The organism is Variovorax sp. OV329, assembly GCF_900114785.1.
In the GTDB taxonomy this organism is placed as follows: Bacteria; Pseudomonadota; Gammaproteobacteria; order Burkholderiales; family Burkholderiaceae_C; genus Variovorax.
Genome location: NZ_FOUG01000013.1, coordinates 87,737 through 103,239 on the forward strand (window position 1 = coordinate 87,737; position 15,503 = coordinate 103,239).

Here is a 15,503-nt window from a genome sequence, read left to right on the forward strand (position 1 = left end):
TTCCATGACTCACAAGACTTTCGACAAGCGCGTCGCCATCGTCACCGGCGGCGGCCAGGGCATCGGCCTGGGCATCACCCAAGGGCTGCTCGCGGCCGGCTACGCCGTGGCCATGTTCGACCTCAACCAGGACGCGATGAACGCGGCCATCGACCACGCCGGCCCCGATGCAGGCGGGTCGCTGCAGGCATACAAGGTCGACGTGACCGACGCCGCGCAGATCCGCGATGCCGTTGCCCGCATCGCCCACGCCTGGAAGACGCCGGACGTGCTGGTGAACAACGCCGGCATCACCCGCGACAAGCGCATCACCAAGCTCAGCGAGGAAGACTGGGACTTCGTCATCAACGTCAACCTCAAGTCGCAGTTCCTGTGCGCGCGCGAAGTCATCCCCGGCATGATCGACCAGGGCCACGGGCGCATCGTCAACATCTCCTCGCGTGCCTGGCTGGGTGGCTTCGGGCAATCCAACTACTCGGCCGCCAAGGGCGGCGTCGTGAGCTTCACCCGCTCGCTGGCCATCGAGCTGGCCAAGCACGGCATCACGGCCAACGCCATCGCCCCCGGCATCGTGGAGACGCCGCTGCTCGCCAGCTACACCGACGAGCAGAAGGACAGGCTGAAGGCCACCGTGCCCGTGGGCCGCATCGGCAAGCCGCAAGACATCGCGCAGGTGGTGAAGATGTTCGCGAGCGCCGAGGCTTCGTATGTCACCGGCCAGACGATCTACGTCTGCGGCGGGCGCTCGCTCTCCAGCCCGTCGGTGTGAGGGAAGCGGGATGACGATCCAGTACCGCATCGACGGCCATGTGGCCGTGCTCACGCTCGACGCACCCGAGTCGATGAACGCGCTCACCATCGGCGAGCTGACCGCGCTGCGCGAGAAGCTCGCCGCCTACCAGGACGACGACGCCGTGCGCGCCATCGTCATCACCGGCGCGGGCGAAAAAGCCTTCTGCACGGGCGCCAACCTCAAGGCCACGCTGCCGCCTTCCACCTCCTTTGCCAGTGGCGCGCTCAAGAGCCGCGCGGCCGAGATGGCGCTGGGCGGCTACACGCGCCTCCTGGACCTGAGCGACCTGGAAGTGTGGAAGCCCATGATCGCCGCGGTGAACGGCTACTGCCTGGGCGGCGGCCTGGAACTGGCGCTGCAGTGCGACCTGCGCGTGGCCTCCGAGAAGGCCAGCTTTGCGCTGCCCGAATCCAAGGTGGCCAGCATTCCCGCAGTGGGCGGCGTGCAGTACCTGTTGCGTGCCGTGCCCGCGGCCCACGCGATGAAGATGGCGATGACCGGCGAGCGCGTCGACGCGCAGGAAGCCGCCCGCATCGGCCTGGTGAGCGACGTGGTGCCTGCCGCGGCGCTGATGGACACGGCCATGGCGATGGCCCAGCGCATCGCCGCCAACGGCCCGCTCGCGGTGCAGGCGATCAAGAAGCTGGCGGTCACGAGCGCCCACCTGGCGCCGCGCGACTTCGTGGCCCAGGCCAACCTGGCCTGGGGCCTGCTGCGCGACAGCGAGGACCGCATCGAGGGCCGCAAGGCCTTTGCCGAGAAGCGCGCGCCGAACTACCGCGGCGCCTGAACCCAAGAGACACGACCCATGAACTTCACGCTGAGCGAAGACCAGCAGATGATGGTCGATGCCGCACGCCGCACGTCGCGCGGGCGCATCGAGCCCATCCTGGCCCGCCATCCCGCTGACAAGCCGCTCCCAAAGGCGGCCATGCTGGAGATCTACGCCCTGCTGGCCGAGCTGGGCATCACCGCGCCGCGCCTGCCGGTGGAGGCGGGCGGCGGCGGCTTCTCGCTGCTGGACTACGGCCTGATGCTGGAGCAGTTGCCGCCGGTGGTGGCCCTGTCGCTGGCCTCGCACGAGGGCAGCATCGCCCGCATCCGATCCGGCGGCAGCCCCGAACTGCTGGCACGCTACCTGCCCGACCTGATCGCCGGCCGCAAGATCGCCTGCACCGCCAACAGCGAGGCTGGCGCCGGCTCCGACTCCGGCGCGGTCACCGCCAAGCTGCGCATCGAGGGCGAGTGGGCGTATCTCACGGGCCGCAAGATGTGGATCACCAACGCCTCGGTGGCCGACGTCATCAACGTCTCGTGCACGGTGGGCAAGGACGAACAGGGCCGCCCCATCGTGCGCCGCATCCTGGTGGACAGAAGCCAGTGCGACTTCGAGGTGCGCGAGATCGCGGTCACGGGCCTGCAGCAGGGCCACTTGAGCGAACTGGTGTTCGAGGACACGCGCATTCCCGCCAGCCACGTCATCGGCGAGCCCGGCGACGCGGCCAAGACGCTCACCGTGGGCTGGAACGGCAACCGGCCGCTGCTGGGCCTGATGTGCGTGCACCTGGCGCAGAAGGGCCTGGACCTGGCGCTGGAGCATGCGCGCTCGCGCCAGCAGTTCGGCAAGGCCCTGGCCGCGCACCAGCTGGTGCAGCAGGACCTGGCGGACATCGAGACGGCCGTCGTCGCCTCGCGCCTCATGTGCTACCACGCGCTGGACTGCGTGGACCGCGGCCTGCGGGCCAACGGCAGCTCGGCCATGGCCAAGCGCTTCGCCACCCAGGCCTGCGAGCGCGCGCTGCACACGGCGATGCAGGTGCTGGGCGGCATGGGCATCAGCGCCGAGATGGGCGTGGAGCGCATGTGGCGCGACGCCCGGATGATCCAGGTGCCCGACGGCACCAACGGCATCCTGGCCCTGATCCAGGCCCGCGAACTCACCGGCACCAGCGCCTTCCGCTGAACCTGCCGACGACCCGACACAGGAGATGAACGAAATGAGCAACGAGAACAGCAAGACCATGCAGGACAAGGTCGTGGTCGTGACGGGCGCGGGCCGCGGCATCGGCCGTGAGATCGCGCTGCTGATGGCGCGCCACGGCGCGCGCGTGGTGGTCAACGACGTGGGCGTGTCCGTCACCGGCGAGAACAGCGCCGAGGACCCGGGCCAGGAAGTCGTAGACCTCATCGTGGCCGAGGGCGGCCAAGCGGTGGTCAACCGAGACAGCGTGGCCGACTGGAACGCGGCCAACCGCATCGTGACGCAGGCCGTCGAGCGCTTCGGCCGCATCGACTGCGTGGTGAACAACGCCGGCATCCTGCGCGACCGCATCTTCCACCAGATGTCGCCCGACGAGTGGGACGCCGTCATCGCGGTGCACCTCAAGGGCAGCTTCAACATGAGCCGCGCCGCCATCACGCACTTCCGCGAGCAGAAGTCCGGCGCCTTCGTGCACATGACCTCCACCTCGGGCCTGATTGGCAACATCGGCCAGGCCAACTACGCGGCGGCCAAGATGGGCATCGCCGGCCTGTCGAAGTCGATCGCGCTGGATGCCTCGCGCTACGGCGTGCGCTCCAACTGCATCTCGCCCTTCGCATGGAGCCGCATGGCCGGCGCCGTGCCCACCGACACGCCCGAGCAGGCCGAGCGCGTGGCCCGCGCCATGAGCATGAAGCCCACCGATATCGCGCCGCTGGCGGTGTTCCTGGGCAGCGATGCGGCGAGCCAGGTCAACGGCCAGATCTTCACCGTGCGCCGCAACGAGATCTTCCTGATGAGCCAGCCGCGCCCGGTGCGCTCGGTGCAGCGCTCCGAGGGTTGGACGCCGCAGACGCTGGCCGAGCACATGGCGCCGGCGCTGGCGCCTTCCTTCTTCCCGGTGGAAGTGTCGGGCCAGGTCTTCGCCTGGGACCCGATCTGATCGAAGGCGAGGAGAACGGCATGGACTTCACGATTCCCAGCGACTGGGTGGAGATCGGCGATTCGCTGATCCGCTTCATCGACCGCGAGGTGGCACCGCTGGAACACGAGCACCGCGGGCTGCTTCACAGCGAGCGCAAGGTCTACGACGAGCGCGGCTGCTACGTGCCCCAGGTGCTGGCGCTGCGCAAGCAGGTGCGCAAGCGCTCGGCGGAGTTGGGCTTCTACACCGCGCTCGGTCCCGAAGCGATCGGCGGCGGGGGCCTGGGCGCGCAAGCCGCCGCGTACATCCAGGAGCGGCTGAACGCGCATGTGGGCCCGTCGCGCCACCTGATCCAGACGGTGGTGCTGCCTTCGCCCTTCACCAACGGCCTGACGCCGGTGCTGCGGCACCTCGACCGCGCGGTGCTCGAACAGCACCACGAGGCCATTGCCAGCGGCGATAAGACGCTGTGCTTTGGCTTGAGCGAGCCCGATGCGGGCTCGGATGTCTTTGGCATGCGCACCCGCGCCGTGCGCGACGGCGACGACTGGGTCATCACCGGCACCAAGCAGTGGATCACCAACGCGCCCTATGCCGACTACGCCATGGTCTTCGCCGTGACCGACGAGGAGAAGGCACGGGCGAGCAAGGGCGGCATCACCGGCTTCTTCCTGCCCACGGACACGCCGGGCTTCTCGGTGCCCAGCGTCATTCCGATCATGGGCCACCTGGGCGCGGACCTCGGCATCGTGACCATGGAGAACGTACGCGTGCCCGACTCGCACCGCATCGGGCCGGTGGACAAGGGCCTATCGGTCGCGCTGGATGGCGTGAACGCCGGCCGCCTGAGCATGGCCGCTTCCTGCCTGGGCCTGGCCCGCTGGGCACTGGACCAGGCTCTGGAATATTCCAAGGTGCGCAAGACCTTCGGCCAGCCCATTGCCGAGCATCAGGCGGTTCAGATCATGCTGGCCGAGTGCGCCATGGACATCTACGCCGCCAAGTCCATGATCCAGCACTGCGCGTGGCTGGTGGATCAGGGGCGGGCGGCGACCAAGGAGGTGTCCATCGTCAAGGCCGCCTCGACCGAGGCCGCGGGCCGCGTGTTCGATCGCTGCATCCAGGTGCATGGCGGCATGGGCCTGACCAACGAGCTGCGGCTGGAAGAGGGCTACCGCTACGTGCGCACCCTGCGCATCCCGGACGGGACCTCCGAGATCCAGCGCCGCACCATCGCCAAGCGCCTGCTGGCGGGGGACACGGCCTTCTGGGCCTGAGGCGGGGTAGACCCTGCCACCCGGCCTGGGTGGTGATGGCGTGGCGCCCGCCCCTTAACGTGACGTACAAGATGCCATTCGCCCGCAAACCGGGGCGCGTGAGCAGAACCCGGAGACAGAGACAAATGAACCACGCCAAGGCTGAGCCTGCGATCCGCGTCGAACGGCGCGACGACGGCAGCTTGATCCTCACCCCCACGCAGCCGCTGCCCGCCGGCACGAACGGCAGCTTCGCGGACTTCCTGCCCCAGTGGGCGCAGCGCCGCGGCAGCATCTACGCCCTGTGCGAGCGCGACACCGCCGGCGGCTGGCGCCGCATCACCTGGCGCGAGTTCTGGGAACAGGCGCAGGCCGTGGCCGCCGCACTGCTGGAGATGAAGCTGGGCCAGGACCGCCCGCTGATGCTGCTGTCGGGCAATTCCATCGAGCAGGCGGTGCTCTTCATGGCGGCCGAGTACGTGGGCATTCCCACCGCGCCGGTGTCGCCGGCCTATTCGCTCATGAGCCGCGACTTCGCCCGCCTGAAGGGCGTGGCCGAGCTGGTGCCGCCGGCGGCCGTCTTCGTGCAGTCGGGCCAGGCCTTCGGGCCGGCGCTCGTCGCGCTGTCGGGCCACGGCGCGCAGGTGATCGCGGTGCAGGGCGCGACCGAGGGGCAGCGCAGCTGGGCGAGCCTGCTGGCCACCGGGTTGACCCCCGAGCGCCGCGCTGCCGTGGCCGCCGCGCATGCGGCCATCCGGCCCGAGCACATCGCCCGCGTGCTGTTCACCTCCGGCTCCACCGGCGTGCCCAAGGGCGTGGCGACCAGCTTCGGCGCGCTGGCCTTCATGACGCGCTACCTGGACAACGTGTTCGGCGAGCTCACCGAACAGCAGCCGGTGTACCTGGACTGGCTGCCCTGGCACCACGCCTTCGGCCTGATGGTCAACTTCAACCGCTCGATGCTCAACGGTGCCACGCACCACATCGACGACGGCCGCCCGCTGCCGGGCCAGTTCGACAAGACGGTGCGCAACCTGCGTGAGGTCTCGCCCAGCATGTTCAGCAGCGTGCCCTCGGCCTGGGCCATGCTGGCCGGCGAGCTGGAGCGCGACCCCGAGCTGGCGCGCAGCCTGTGCGCCCGCATCCACAGCTTCGGCTACGGCGGCGCCAGCCTGCCGCGCGAGGTGTGGCAGCGGGTGCAGCGCATCGCCAGCACGGGCGTCGGCCGCCGCATCCCCTTCCACTCGGGCCTGGCCGCGACCGAGACGGCCGGTGCCGGCTGCTTCTACGACGGCGAGGGCGACGACCTGGGCAACGTGGGCGTGCCGCGCCCTGGCGCCAAGGTCAAGCTGGTTCCGCTCGACGGCGGCGACGGCCGCTACGAGATCCGCGTTCATTCCGGTTTCCCCTTCGCGGGCTACATGCAGCGCCCCGACCTCACGGCCGCTGCCTTCGACGAGGAAGGCTATTTCCTGCTGGGCGATGCGGTGGTGCTGGCCGACTCGGCGGACCCCGCCAAGGGCCTGCGCTTCGCCGGCCGCGTGGTGGAGGACTTCAAGCTCATCAACGGCACCTGGGTTCGCACCGGCGCCGTGCGCCTGGGGCTGGTGGACCTGTGCGCGCCGCTCATCACCGACGCGGTGATCTGCGGGCACGACCACGACTACATCGCCGCGCTGGCCTGGCCCAACGTGGCCGAGTGCCAGCGCCTGGCGCCCGAACTGGCCGGCCTGGATGCGGCCGCGCTCGCCCGGCACCCCGTGGTGGTGGGCGCGCTGGCCGAGCGCCTGCGCCGCAGCAAGGGCACGGCCAGCCTCAGCGTGCAGCGGCTGATGCTGATGCCCGAGCCGCCTTCCATCGACGCCAACGAAGTCTCCGACAAGGGCTACGTGAACCAGTCCAGCACGCGTGCCCGCCGCGCGCACCTGCTGCCCGAGCTTTTCCATGCGCAGCCGCCGCAGCACGTGGCCCGCGCCCGCTGAACGCTCTCCAAGGATTCCATATGAAACTCATCAAGACCCTCGTGGCCGTGGCCACGCTGGCCTGGGCCGGCCTCGCACCGGCGCAGGACTACCCGACACGTCCCATCACCTTCGTCGTGCCCGCTCCGCCCGGCGGCGCGGTGGACGGCATCGCCCGCGCGCTGGCCGACGAGATGGGAAAGCGCCTGGGCCAGGCGATCGTGGTCGACAACCGGGCCGGCGCTTCCGGCGTGCTCGGCACGCAGGCCGTGGCGCGCGCCAACCCCGACGGCTACACCCTGCTGGTGACGCATTCCGCGCCCATCCTCAACGTGCCCTACCTGCTGCCCAAGGTGCCCTACGACCCGAAGCGCGACCTGAGTTATGTCTCGCAGATCTGCACCGGCCAGCTGGTGCTGGCCGTCAACCCGAAGATGGTGCCGGCGAAGTCGATGAAGGAATTCGTCGCCTGGGCGCAGAAGAACAAGGGCAGGGTCAGCTACGGCTCCTACGGCCTGGGCAGCGCCGGGCATCTGTACAGCGCCTACCTGTCGCAGTCCCGCGACCTGGACATGGTGCATGTCGCCTACAAGGGCGAGGCGCAGATGATCCAGGACATGCTGGGCGGCCAGATCGCCTGGGGCATCGCCTCGCTGGGCTCTCTCGCGCCCTTCGTCGAGAGCGGCAAGCTGACGGCGCTGGGCTCCATCGCCGACCGGCGGCCGCAGAACCTGCCCGACGTACCGACCCTGGCCGAGTCCGGTTTCACCGAGCGCGAGTTCAAGGCCTTCGGCTGGATCGGCCTGCTGGCGCCTGCCAACGTGCCCGCGCCGGTGCTGGCGCGCATCGAGAAGGAAGCGCGTGCTGCGCTGCAGACCGCGGCGCTGAAGGCACGCATCCAGGTCTACGGCGCCGACCCCGTGGGCAGCAGCTCGGCCGACTTCCGCCGCGAGGTCGAGACCATGTCCCCCGTGGTCGAAAAAATGATCAAGTCCTCCGGCATCCGCCTCGAATGAGCGGCCTGCCATCACTTCACGCCTGGTTTTTGCTCCCATGAACGCCATCGACAAGATTCCGGCCGCGAACGACACGGCCGGCGACACCGACTTCGCCAACGCCTGGCGCGGATTCATCGGCTCCATCCCCGACGCCGAGATCCGCGGCGCCAAGGGCCACGTGGTGTGGTCGATGAAGGACTATGCCTTCCTCGAGACGGACGAGCCCGCGCCGACGGTGCACCCCAACCTCTGGCGCCAGGGCCGCCTGAACAATGCGCACGGCCTGTTCAAGGTGAGCGAGCGCATCTACCAGGTGCGCGGCTTCGACATCGCCAACGTGAGCTTCATCGAGGGCGACACCGGCGTGATCGTGATCGACCCGCTCACCGTGGCGGAGACGGCCGAGGCCGCCATCAAGCTGTATCGCGCGCACCGCGGCAACCGGCCGGTAACGGCGCTCATCTACACCCACAGCCACGCCGACCACTTCGGCGGCGCCCGCGGCGTGCTCGACGAGCAGGACGCCATCGCCCGGCGCGTGCCCATCATCGCGCCGCACGGCTTCATGTGGCATACGGTGTCGGAGAACGTGCTGGGCGGCAACGCCATGCTGCGCCGGGGCATGTTCCAGTCCGGCGCCATGCTGCCGCGCAATGCCTGCGGCCAGGTGGACTGCGGCATCGGCAAGGGCGCGCCCCTGGGGACCATGACCCTGATCCCGCCGACGATGAGCATCGAGAAGGAAGTCGAGACCCACGTCATCGACGGCGTGGAGATCATCTTCCACCTGGCGCTGGAGAGCGAGGCGCCCTCGGAGATGTTCATGCACTTCCCCGGCCTGCGCGCGCTCAACACGGCCGAGATCGGCGTGCAGACCCTGCACAACCTGTGCCCCCTGCGCGGCGCGCAGGTGCGCGATGCGCGCCTGTGGTCGCGCTACCTGGACGAGGCGCTGGACCGCTACGCACCCACCGCCGACGTGGTGTTCGCCCAGCACAACTGGCCCACCTGGGGCAACGAGAACATCCGCCTGTTCCTGCGCCAGCAGCGCGACCTGTACAAGCACCTGCACGACCAGACCCTGCGGCTGATGAACCGCGGCATGACCGGCGTCGAGGTGGCCGAGGTCATGCAGCTGCCGCCTTCACTGGCCGACACCTGGGCCAACAAGGGCTTCTACGGCACCATCTCGCACAACGTGAAGGCCATCGTGCAGCGCTACCTGGGCTGGTACGACGGCAACCCGGCGCACCTGCACCTGCTGCCGCCGGAGAAGTCCGGCCCCCGCTACGTGGAATACATGGGCGGCGCCGACGCACTGCTCGAGCGTGCCCGCAAGGACTTCGAGCGCGGCGAGTACCGCTGGGTGGCCGAGGTCAGCAACCACCTTGTCTTCGCCGACCCGGCCAACGCGGCGGCGCGCGCGCTGTGCGCCGACGCGCTGGAGCAGCTGGGCTTCGCCGCCGAGTCCTCGACCTGGCGCAACGCCTACTTGCTGGGCGCGCAGGAGCTGCGCAAGGGCGTGCCCCAGATCCGCCGCAGCCACGTGAGCCGTGACCTGGTCTCGGTGCTGCCGCTGGAGCTGCTGCTCGACTCGTTCGCCGTGCGCCTGGACGCGGAGCAGGCGCGCGATCTGCAGATGGATGTGGAGTGGTTCAACCCGGAAACGGACGAGCGCTGGGCCATGCACATCGAGAACGCCACCATGACCTACCTGCCCGGTGCCTGCCGTGGCGAGGCCGGCGCACGCGTGTCGATGAACCGCGCCGCGCTGACCGAGCTTCAGATGGACCGCGCCGGCCTGCCTGCCGCCTTCGAGCGGCTGGTGGCGCAGGGCACCATCGGCGTCGAGGGCGATGCCGCAGGCGTGCAGCGGCTGCTGGGCATGCTGGAAGAGCTCGACGTGATGTTCAACGTCGTCGAGCCCTGAGCGGCGCGGGCCTGCCGCCGAGCAGGGCTTGCGCCGGGCAGGATCCAGCCCAGCGGGATCATGGAGCCGCCCGGCTCAGGCGAGACCGTGTGCTCGCCATCGCCTAGCCGAAGGTGAATGCATAGTCCTGCACGCCCGGATCGAGGAACTCGATCTCGAACAGCCGGGGCTTGTTGCCGTCCCTGGCCTGGCGCACCAGCTGGTACAGCCGCTGGCGGTCGATGGTGCCGTTGCCCTCGGCATCCACGTCGAAGCCGTGGTCCGCCTGCGGCGCCTTGCCGTCCACGCGCACCCGGAAGCGCACCGGGCTGCCGTCCTTGGCAGGGCCCAGCACCAGGTGCAGGTCGCGCGCCTGGAAGCGGTAGCTGATGCGGCCGTTCGCACGATCGAGCACGGCCCGTTCGCCGTCCACCGTCCAGTCGCCGGCCAGCGACCACTCGTCCGGGCGCAGTTGCGCTGCAGTTTCGTAGCGATGGGCGCGGTCGCGCACCAGGCCGCCCGGCGACGCGAAGTTGTCCGCCTGCGCGTAGCCGATGTAGGTCTCGCCCGACTGCGCGCGCGTCGGGCCCGCCGCGGCCTGGGTGCCCTGGCCCACCGGGTCGACGACCAGGCCCGCCGGCAGATGGCCTTGGCCCGCTTCGGCCAGCAGCTGCTGGATCACGCTCTCTGCCTTGTCGTAGCGGCCCTCGCCCAGTTGCTGGTGCCGGATGCGGCCCTGCGCATCGATGAAGTAGAAGGCGGGCCAGGCCCGGTTGCCGAAGGCGCGCCAGATCGAGAAGTTGCTGTCCAGCGCCACCGGGAACCCGATGCCCAGATCCTTCACCGCCGCCTGCACGTTCGACGGCTTCTTCTCGAAGGCGAACTCCGGCGTGTGCACGCCCACCACCACCAGGCCGGCGTCCTTGTACTTCTGCGACCAGGCTTTCAGGTAGGGCAGGGTGCGCAGGCAGTTGATGCAGGAGTAGGTCCAGAAGTCCACCAGCACCACCTTGCCGCGCAGGCTTTCGGCGCTGAGTGGCGCCGAGTTGATCCACTCGGTGGCGCCCGCCAGCGACGGGAAGTTTCCTTGAACGGGCAGGCGCTGCGCCTGCATGGCGTCGGACGCGCCCGCCGCCGTGAGCATCAAGCCGGGTCGCGAGGGGCGGGTGGATGAGCTCGGCTCGGTCAGCCGCGCGGGGCGCGATTCGATCTTTTCCACCAGCGACTGTTCCAGCCGGGTGGTGCTTCCGAACGGGATCTGGCTGAGCACTCCGGTGTCCAGGCCCAGTGCAATGGCCCCCGCACCGGCCAGGACCGCGAGGCCGGCCACGCGCCGGATGTTCTCGCCGGTGCGCAGCGTACCTCGGAGCATCGAGAACAGGCGGCCGCCGAACAGCAGTGCGCCCGCCAGCGAGGTGGCCGCACCTGCCGCGTAGGCGAGCAGCAGCACCGAGGTGCCGAGGTTGGCCCCCCGCAGCGCCGCGGTGGTCAGGATCAGTCCCAGGATGGGGCCCGCGCAAGGCGTCCACAGCATGCCGGTGCCGACGCCCAGCAGCAGCGGAGCGAGGAAGGCGTAGCGCGAAGAGGCTGGCACCGACGCCGTCTCCGACAGCCGGTTGCCCAGTCGAACCAAGGGTTGGCTCAGCCGGTCGGCCCATGCGGGAAACAGCAGCGCGGCGCCGAACAGCGCCATCAGGCCGATCGCTGCGCCGCGGCCGTAGTGGTTGAGCGAGACCACCCAGCTGCCGCCCACGGCGGCGAGCGTGGCCGTGGCCGCGAAGGCCAGGGCCAGGCCCAGCAGCAGCGGCAGCCCGTGCGTGCGGAAGGGCCGGTCGGCGCGGGCAAACACGAAGGGGAGCACGGGCAGGACGCAGGGGCTGAGGATGGTAAGGATCCCGCCCAGGTAGGCCACGACCAGGATGAACATCTTGTCTTCTCGTCGGAGTTGATCGATGTATCGATTGGATGCGCGCCATGTATTTGGCGTGTGTCGAGATCAAGCCGTTTGGTATGGCCGTGTACCTGTACGGCGCTAGATACACGGTCATACAAACTCGCGGCAGCTCGGATCCGGCGCGGGTGGCGCCGCCGCGTTCAGCCCTGCGCCGCGTCGGCGCGCGTGTCCATGCTCAGCCGCACCTCCAGCCCGCCCTCGCTGCGATTGCGCAGGCTGAGTTGCGCCCCCATCGCGTTGGCCAGCTGCTGCGCAATGGCCAGGCCCAGCCCCGTGCCGCCCGTGCTGCGGTTGCGCGAGCCCTCGACGCGGTAGAAGGGCTTCATCACCGATTCCAGGTGCTCGGGCGGAATGCCGGGGCCGTTGTCGCTGACGGCGAGCGTCAGGCGGTGATCGGCGTATTGCACCTGCAGCCGCACCTCGCTGCCGAACTTCAGCGCGTTGTCGATCAGGTTCGACAGGATCCGGCGCAGCGCGTGGGGCCGCGTCACGATGGGCTCGCCGATCTGCCCCTGCAGCACCACTTCCTGGCCGGCGTCGCCGTAGTCGGCAACCATGCTCTCGAACAGGGCGTCGGCATCGATGCGGCAGGGCGGCTCGCGCGTGCCCTGCAGCGTGCGGGCATAGGTCACGCCTTCGCGCACCAGGACGTTCATGGCGTCCAGGTCCTGCCTGAACTTGAGCTGGTCCTGCTCGTTGTCCATGAACTCGGTGCGCAGCCGCATGCGGGTGATGGGTGTCTGCAGGTCATGCGAGATGGCCGCGAGGATCTGCACGCGCTCGGCCAGGTAGTCGCTGATGCGGCCCTGCATGGCGTTGAAGGCGCGCGCCGCCTGCGCCACTTCGCTGGGACCCTCTTCGTCGACATGGCGCGCCTTCAGGTCGGGGCCCAGTTCGTCGGCGGCAGCGGCCAGCCGAGCCAGCGGCCGCGTCACCAGCCGCGCCGCCAGCCAGCCGCACAGTGCCAGCACCGCCAGTTGCGCCAGCAGCAGCCACAGCACCCAGTCGGCCAGCGGCATGCCCACGCGGCGCGCATCCACGACGACCGATGCGCCGTCGGACAGCCGCACCTGCATGCGCAGCGCATCGCGCCCGCTGCCGCCCTGGGCGACGTGCTCGACCTCGAAGGGGCGCAGCGCCTGGCCGATGGCAGTGGCGAACTGCCGGGCGGAAGCCGCAGACGGCGCCGGCCCGCTCACGCTGCCGCCCAGCACGAAGCGGTAGTTGCGCCGCTCCAGCCGCTGCAGCCAGCCGGCGCGCTCGGCGGCGGGCAGGCGGTCGAGGATCGCGATCGAACTGGCGATGTCCTGTTCGATGCCGCTCATCATCAGCTCGCGCATGGCCGACTCGCGCTCGTAGAGGATCGCCGCGAAGGTCAGCGCCTGCGCAATCGCGAGTCCCAGGACGAAGATCACCGTGACGCGGGCGAACAGCGAGCGTGGCCACAGGCGCCGCCGGCCGCGCGCGCGGGCCGGGTGCGCGCCGTCCGCCGAGGGCCTTTGTGCGTCGTCGGGCGGCGAGGACATGCTTGCGATGGAACTGCCGGGTGAGTGGGACATGGAGCGGTTATAGGCGGTGGCGCGGGGCATTGTGCGCCGCGCCATCGCTCAGGCGACGTTGATGGCGATGTCGATGTTGCCGCGCAGTGCCTTCGAGTAGGGGCAGATCTGGTGCGCGCCGTCGGCCACCGCGCGCGCCACGCTGGGCTCCAGCCCGGGCAGGCTCACGTTCAGGCGCGCCTGCAGGGAGAAGGCATCGCCCGTCATGCACAGGTCGATCTCGGCATCGACGGCAGTGTCCGCGGGCAGGGCAAGCTTCATCTTGCCGGCTGTGCGCGCCATGGCGCCGATGAAGCAGGCCGACCAGCCGGCCGCCAGCAACTGCTCGGGGTTGGTTCCGGTGCCGGGCATGCCCGGCGGCGTGAAGTGGATGTCCAGGCGGCCGTCGGAGCTGCGCGAGGCGCCGCCGTCGCGGCCGCCTGCGGTGTGTTGATGGGCCGTGTAGAGGACTTTCTGAACCTGGGTCATGTCGTGAACCTTGCTGGGGTGAAGAATGGAAGTGCCCACCGGTGATCGGCGGACGAAGGGATTCTTCGCGCTGCGAGGCGCGGCGGCCTTCGTTTCGTATGCCTATGTATCCGGGCCGCGCTTCACGACAATAGATTTCAAGCCGTAGATACTTGGGCATACAAAGGCGCTGACACCGGCGCCGCAGCTGGCTACATTGGCGACCCATGAATTCCCGTCCTTCCGACCACGTGCTGATCGTCGACGACGACCGCGAGATCCGAGAGCTGCTCACGACCTACCTGGTGAAGAACGGCCTGCGCGTGGTCGCGGTGCCCACCGGGCGGCACATGCGCGCGGCGCTGGAGGCGTCCGGGCCCTTCGACCTGATCATCCTGGACCTGATGCTGCCGGGCGAGGACGGGCTCACGCTGTGCCGCGACCTGCGCACCGGCAAGTACAAGGCCACGCCGATCCTGATGCTCACCGCGCGCAGCGAGGAGGCCGACCGCATCCTGGGCCTGGAGATGGGCGCGGACGACTACCTGGCCAAGCCCTTCTCGGCGCGCGAACTGCTCGCGCGCATCCGTGCCGTGATGCGCCGCACCCGCATGCTGCCGCCGAACATGCAGTCCACCGAGTCGGCCCGCATGCTGGCCTTCGGCCCCTGGAAGGTCGACACCTCCGAGCGCCACCTGATCGACGACAGCGGCACCATGGTGGCGCTCAGCGGCGCCGAGTACCGGCTACTGCGCATCTTCCTCGACCATCCCAACGTGGTTCTCAGCCGCGACCAGTTGCTCAACCTGACGCAGGGCCGCGAGGCGGAACTTTTCGAGCGCTCGGTCGACCTGCTGGTCAGCCGGCTGCGCCAGCGCCTGCGCGACGACGCGCGCGAGCCGCGCTACATCAAGACCGTTCGCAGCGAAGGCTACGTGTTCGCCTCCACGGTCGAAGCGCGCGACTGAGCGGCGCCCTACTCGCCAGGAAGGCGGCGCCGCAGCGCGCCGACGACCTGGCGCGTGGCGATGGTCTGGCAGTTCACGGGATTGCGAAGCTCCTGCGCCACGCCGCCGGCCAGGAACAGGAGGGCGAACCAGAGTCTTTTCATGGCGGCCGCCTTTCTTCAGGAGTCCGCCGCGCGAGATGGCGCGAGCAGCTGCCGGATCCTGTCTTCGGTCTGCGCATAGCGTCCCTCGCCGAAGTGCGAGTAGACGACGTGGCCTTGCTGGTCGATCAGGTACAGGGCCGGCCAGTAGTGGTTGTCGAAGGCCTTCCAGGTGGCGTACTGGTTGTCCTGCGCGACGGCATAGGGAATCTGCAGCTTTTCCACCGCCGCCTTCACGTTCGCGTTCGACTTCTCGTAGCCGAACTCGGGCGTGTGCACGCCCACCACCACCAGGCCCTGGTCCTTGTACTTCTGGTGCCAGGCCTTGAGGTAGGGAAGGGTGTTCAGGCAGTTGATGCAGCTGTAGGTCCAGAAGTCCACCAGCACCACCTTGCCGTGCAGGGCGTCGAGGTCCAGCGGCGGGGAGTTGATCCAGGCGTCGATGTCGCGGAAGGCCGGCTCGGTCTTCTGCGCGCTGACCGGCGTGTCCGGGCCGGGCGGCAAGATGGCGAGGCTCACCGCCGCTGCGGCGGCCAGGACGGCGAAGGCGGTGAAGATGGCGCGGTTCGAAAATCTCATGGGCCGATGTTCGGCCCGCGCGAGCCGCCCCAG

The 15,503-nt window shown here is 69.5% G+C and carries 14 protein-coding genes; 9 read left to right on the forward strand and 5 right to left on the reverse strand.

The window, feature by feature from the left end:
- Window positions 1-4: 4 nt before the first annotated feature.
- From BM345_RS20550 to BM345_RS20585, 8 genes are all read left to right on the forward strand, one after another.
- Complete coding sequence (locus BM345_RS20550) at window positions 5-769, forward strand: SDR family oxidoreductase (RefSeq protein WP_093382901.1); 765 nt, start codon at window positions 5-7, stop codon at window positions 767-769.
- Window positions 770-779: 10 nt separating this feature from the next.
- A complete protein-coding gene (locus tag BM345_RS20555; protein ID WP_093382903.1) occupies window positions 780-1,583 on the forward strand; it encodes an enoyl-CoA hydratase/isomerase family protein in 804 nt (267 codons plus the stop codon).
- A gap of 18 nt (window positions 1,584-1,601) precedes the next feature.
- Window positions 1,602-2,756, forward strand: a complete 1,155-nt coding sequence (locus tag BM345_RS20560) for an acyl-CoA dehydrogenase family protein (protein WP_093382906.1) — start codon at window positions 1,602-1,604, stop codon at window positions 2,754-2,756.
- Between the two features lie 34 nt (window positions 2,757-2,790).
- Window positions 2,791-3,717 carry an SDR family NAD(P)-dependent oxidoreductase gene (locus BM345_RS20565; protein ID WP_093383078.1) on the forward strand — a complete coding sequence of 309 codons (927 nt, stop codon included), beginning with the start codon at window positions 2,791-2,793 and terminating at the stop codon, window positions 3,715-3,717.
- A 20-nt stretch (window positions 3,718-3,737) separates the two neighbouring features.
- Window positions 3,738-4,976: an acyl-CoA dehydrogenase family protein gene (locus BM345_RS20570; RefSeq protein WP_093382908.1), complete on the forward strand. Its 1,239-nt coding sequence runs from the start codon at window positions 3,738-3,740 to the stop codon at window positions 4,974-4,976.
- Window positions 4,977-5,101: 125 nt separating this feature from the next.
- On the forward strand, window positions 5,102-6,937 hold the full coding sequence (locus BM345_RS20575) for an AMP-binding protein (RefSeq protein ID WP_093382911.1): 1,836 nt from the start codon (window positions 5,102-5,104) through the stop codon (window positions 6,935-6,937).
- A 20-nt stretch (window positions 6,938-6,957) separates the two neighbouring features.
- Window positions 6,958-7,932, forward strand: coding sequence for a Bug family tripartite tricarboxylate transporter substrate binding protein (locus BM345_RS20580; protein ID WP_093382914.1), 975 nt, complete (start codon window positions 6,958-6,960; stop codon window positions 7,930-7,932).
- A gap of 37 nt (window positions 7,933-7,969) precedes the next feature.
- Complete coding sequence (locus tag BM345_RS20585) at window positions 7,970-9,844, forward strand: alkyl/aryl-sulfatase (RefSeq protein ID WP_093382916.1); 1,875 nt, start codon at window positions 7,970-7,972, stop codon at window positions 9,842-9,844.
- Window positions 9,845-9,947: 103 nt separating this feature from the next.
- On the opposite strand, the gene BM345_RS20590 is transcribed toward BM345_RS20585, so the two are convergent.
- The 3 genes from BM345_RS20590 to BM345_RS20600 form a co-directional block, all read right to left on the reverse strand.
- On the reverse strand, window positions 9,948-11,750 hold the full coding sequence (locus BM345_RS20590; protein WP_093382918.1) for a cytochrome c biogenesis protein DipZ: 1,803 nt from the start codon (window positions 11,748-11,750) through the stop codon (window positions 9,948-9,950).
- 167 nt (window positions 11,751-11,917) lie between these two features.
- On the reverse strand, window positions 11,918-13,336 hold the full coding sequence (locus BM345_RS20595; protein ID WP_254789843.1) for an ATP-binding protein: 1,419 nt from the start codon (window positions 13,334-13,336) through the stop codon (window positions 11,918-11,920).
- 48 nt (window positions 13,337-13,384) lie between these two features.
- Entirely contained in the window at window positions 13,385-13,804 is a 420-nt protein-coding gene (locus BM345_RS20600; RefSeq protein ID WP_093382923.1) for an organic hydroperoxide resistance protein, read from the reverse strand.
- Window positions 13,805-14,010: 206 nt separating this feature from the next.
- Here BM345_RS20600 and BM345_RS20605 point away from each other — a divergent pair, with 206 nt between their 5' ends.
- Window positions 14,011-14,751, forward strand: a complete 741-nt coding sequence (locus tag BM345_RS20605; protein WP_093382926.1) for a response regulator — start codon at window positions 14,011-14,013, stop codon at window positions 14,749-14,751.
- 8 nt (window positions 14,752-14,759) lie between these two features.
- Here the strand turns inward: BM345_RS20605 and BM345_RS30790 are convergent, their stop codons facing one another.
- Window positions 14,760-14,894, reverse strand: coding sequence for a hypothetical protein (locus tag BM345_RS30790; RefSeq protein ID WP_302847586.1), 135 nt, complete (start codon window positions 14,892-14,894; stop codon window positions 14,760-14,762).
- Between the two features lie 15 nt (window positions 14,895-14,909).
- Complete coding sequence (locus BM345_RS20610; RefSeq protein WP_093382929.1) at window positions 14,910-15,470, reverse strand: thioredoxin family protein; 561 nt, start codon at window positions 15,468-15,470, stop codon at window positions 14,910-14,912.
- Between the last annotated feature and the right edge of the window lie 33 nt (window positions 15,471-15,503).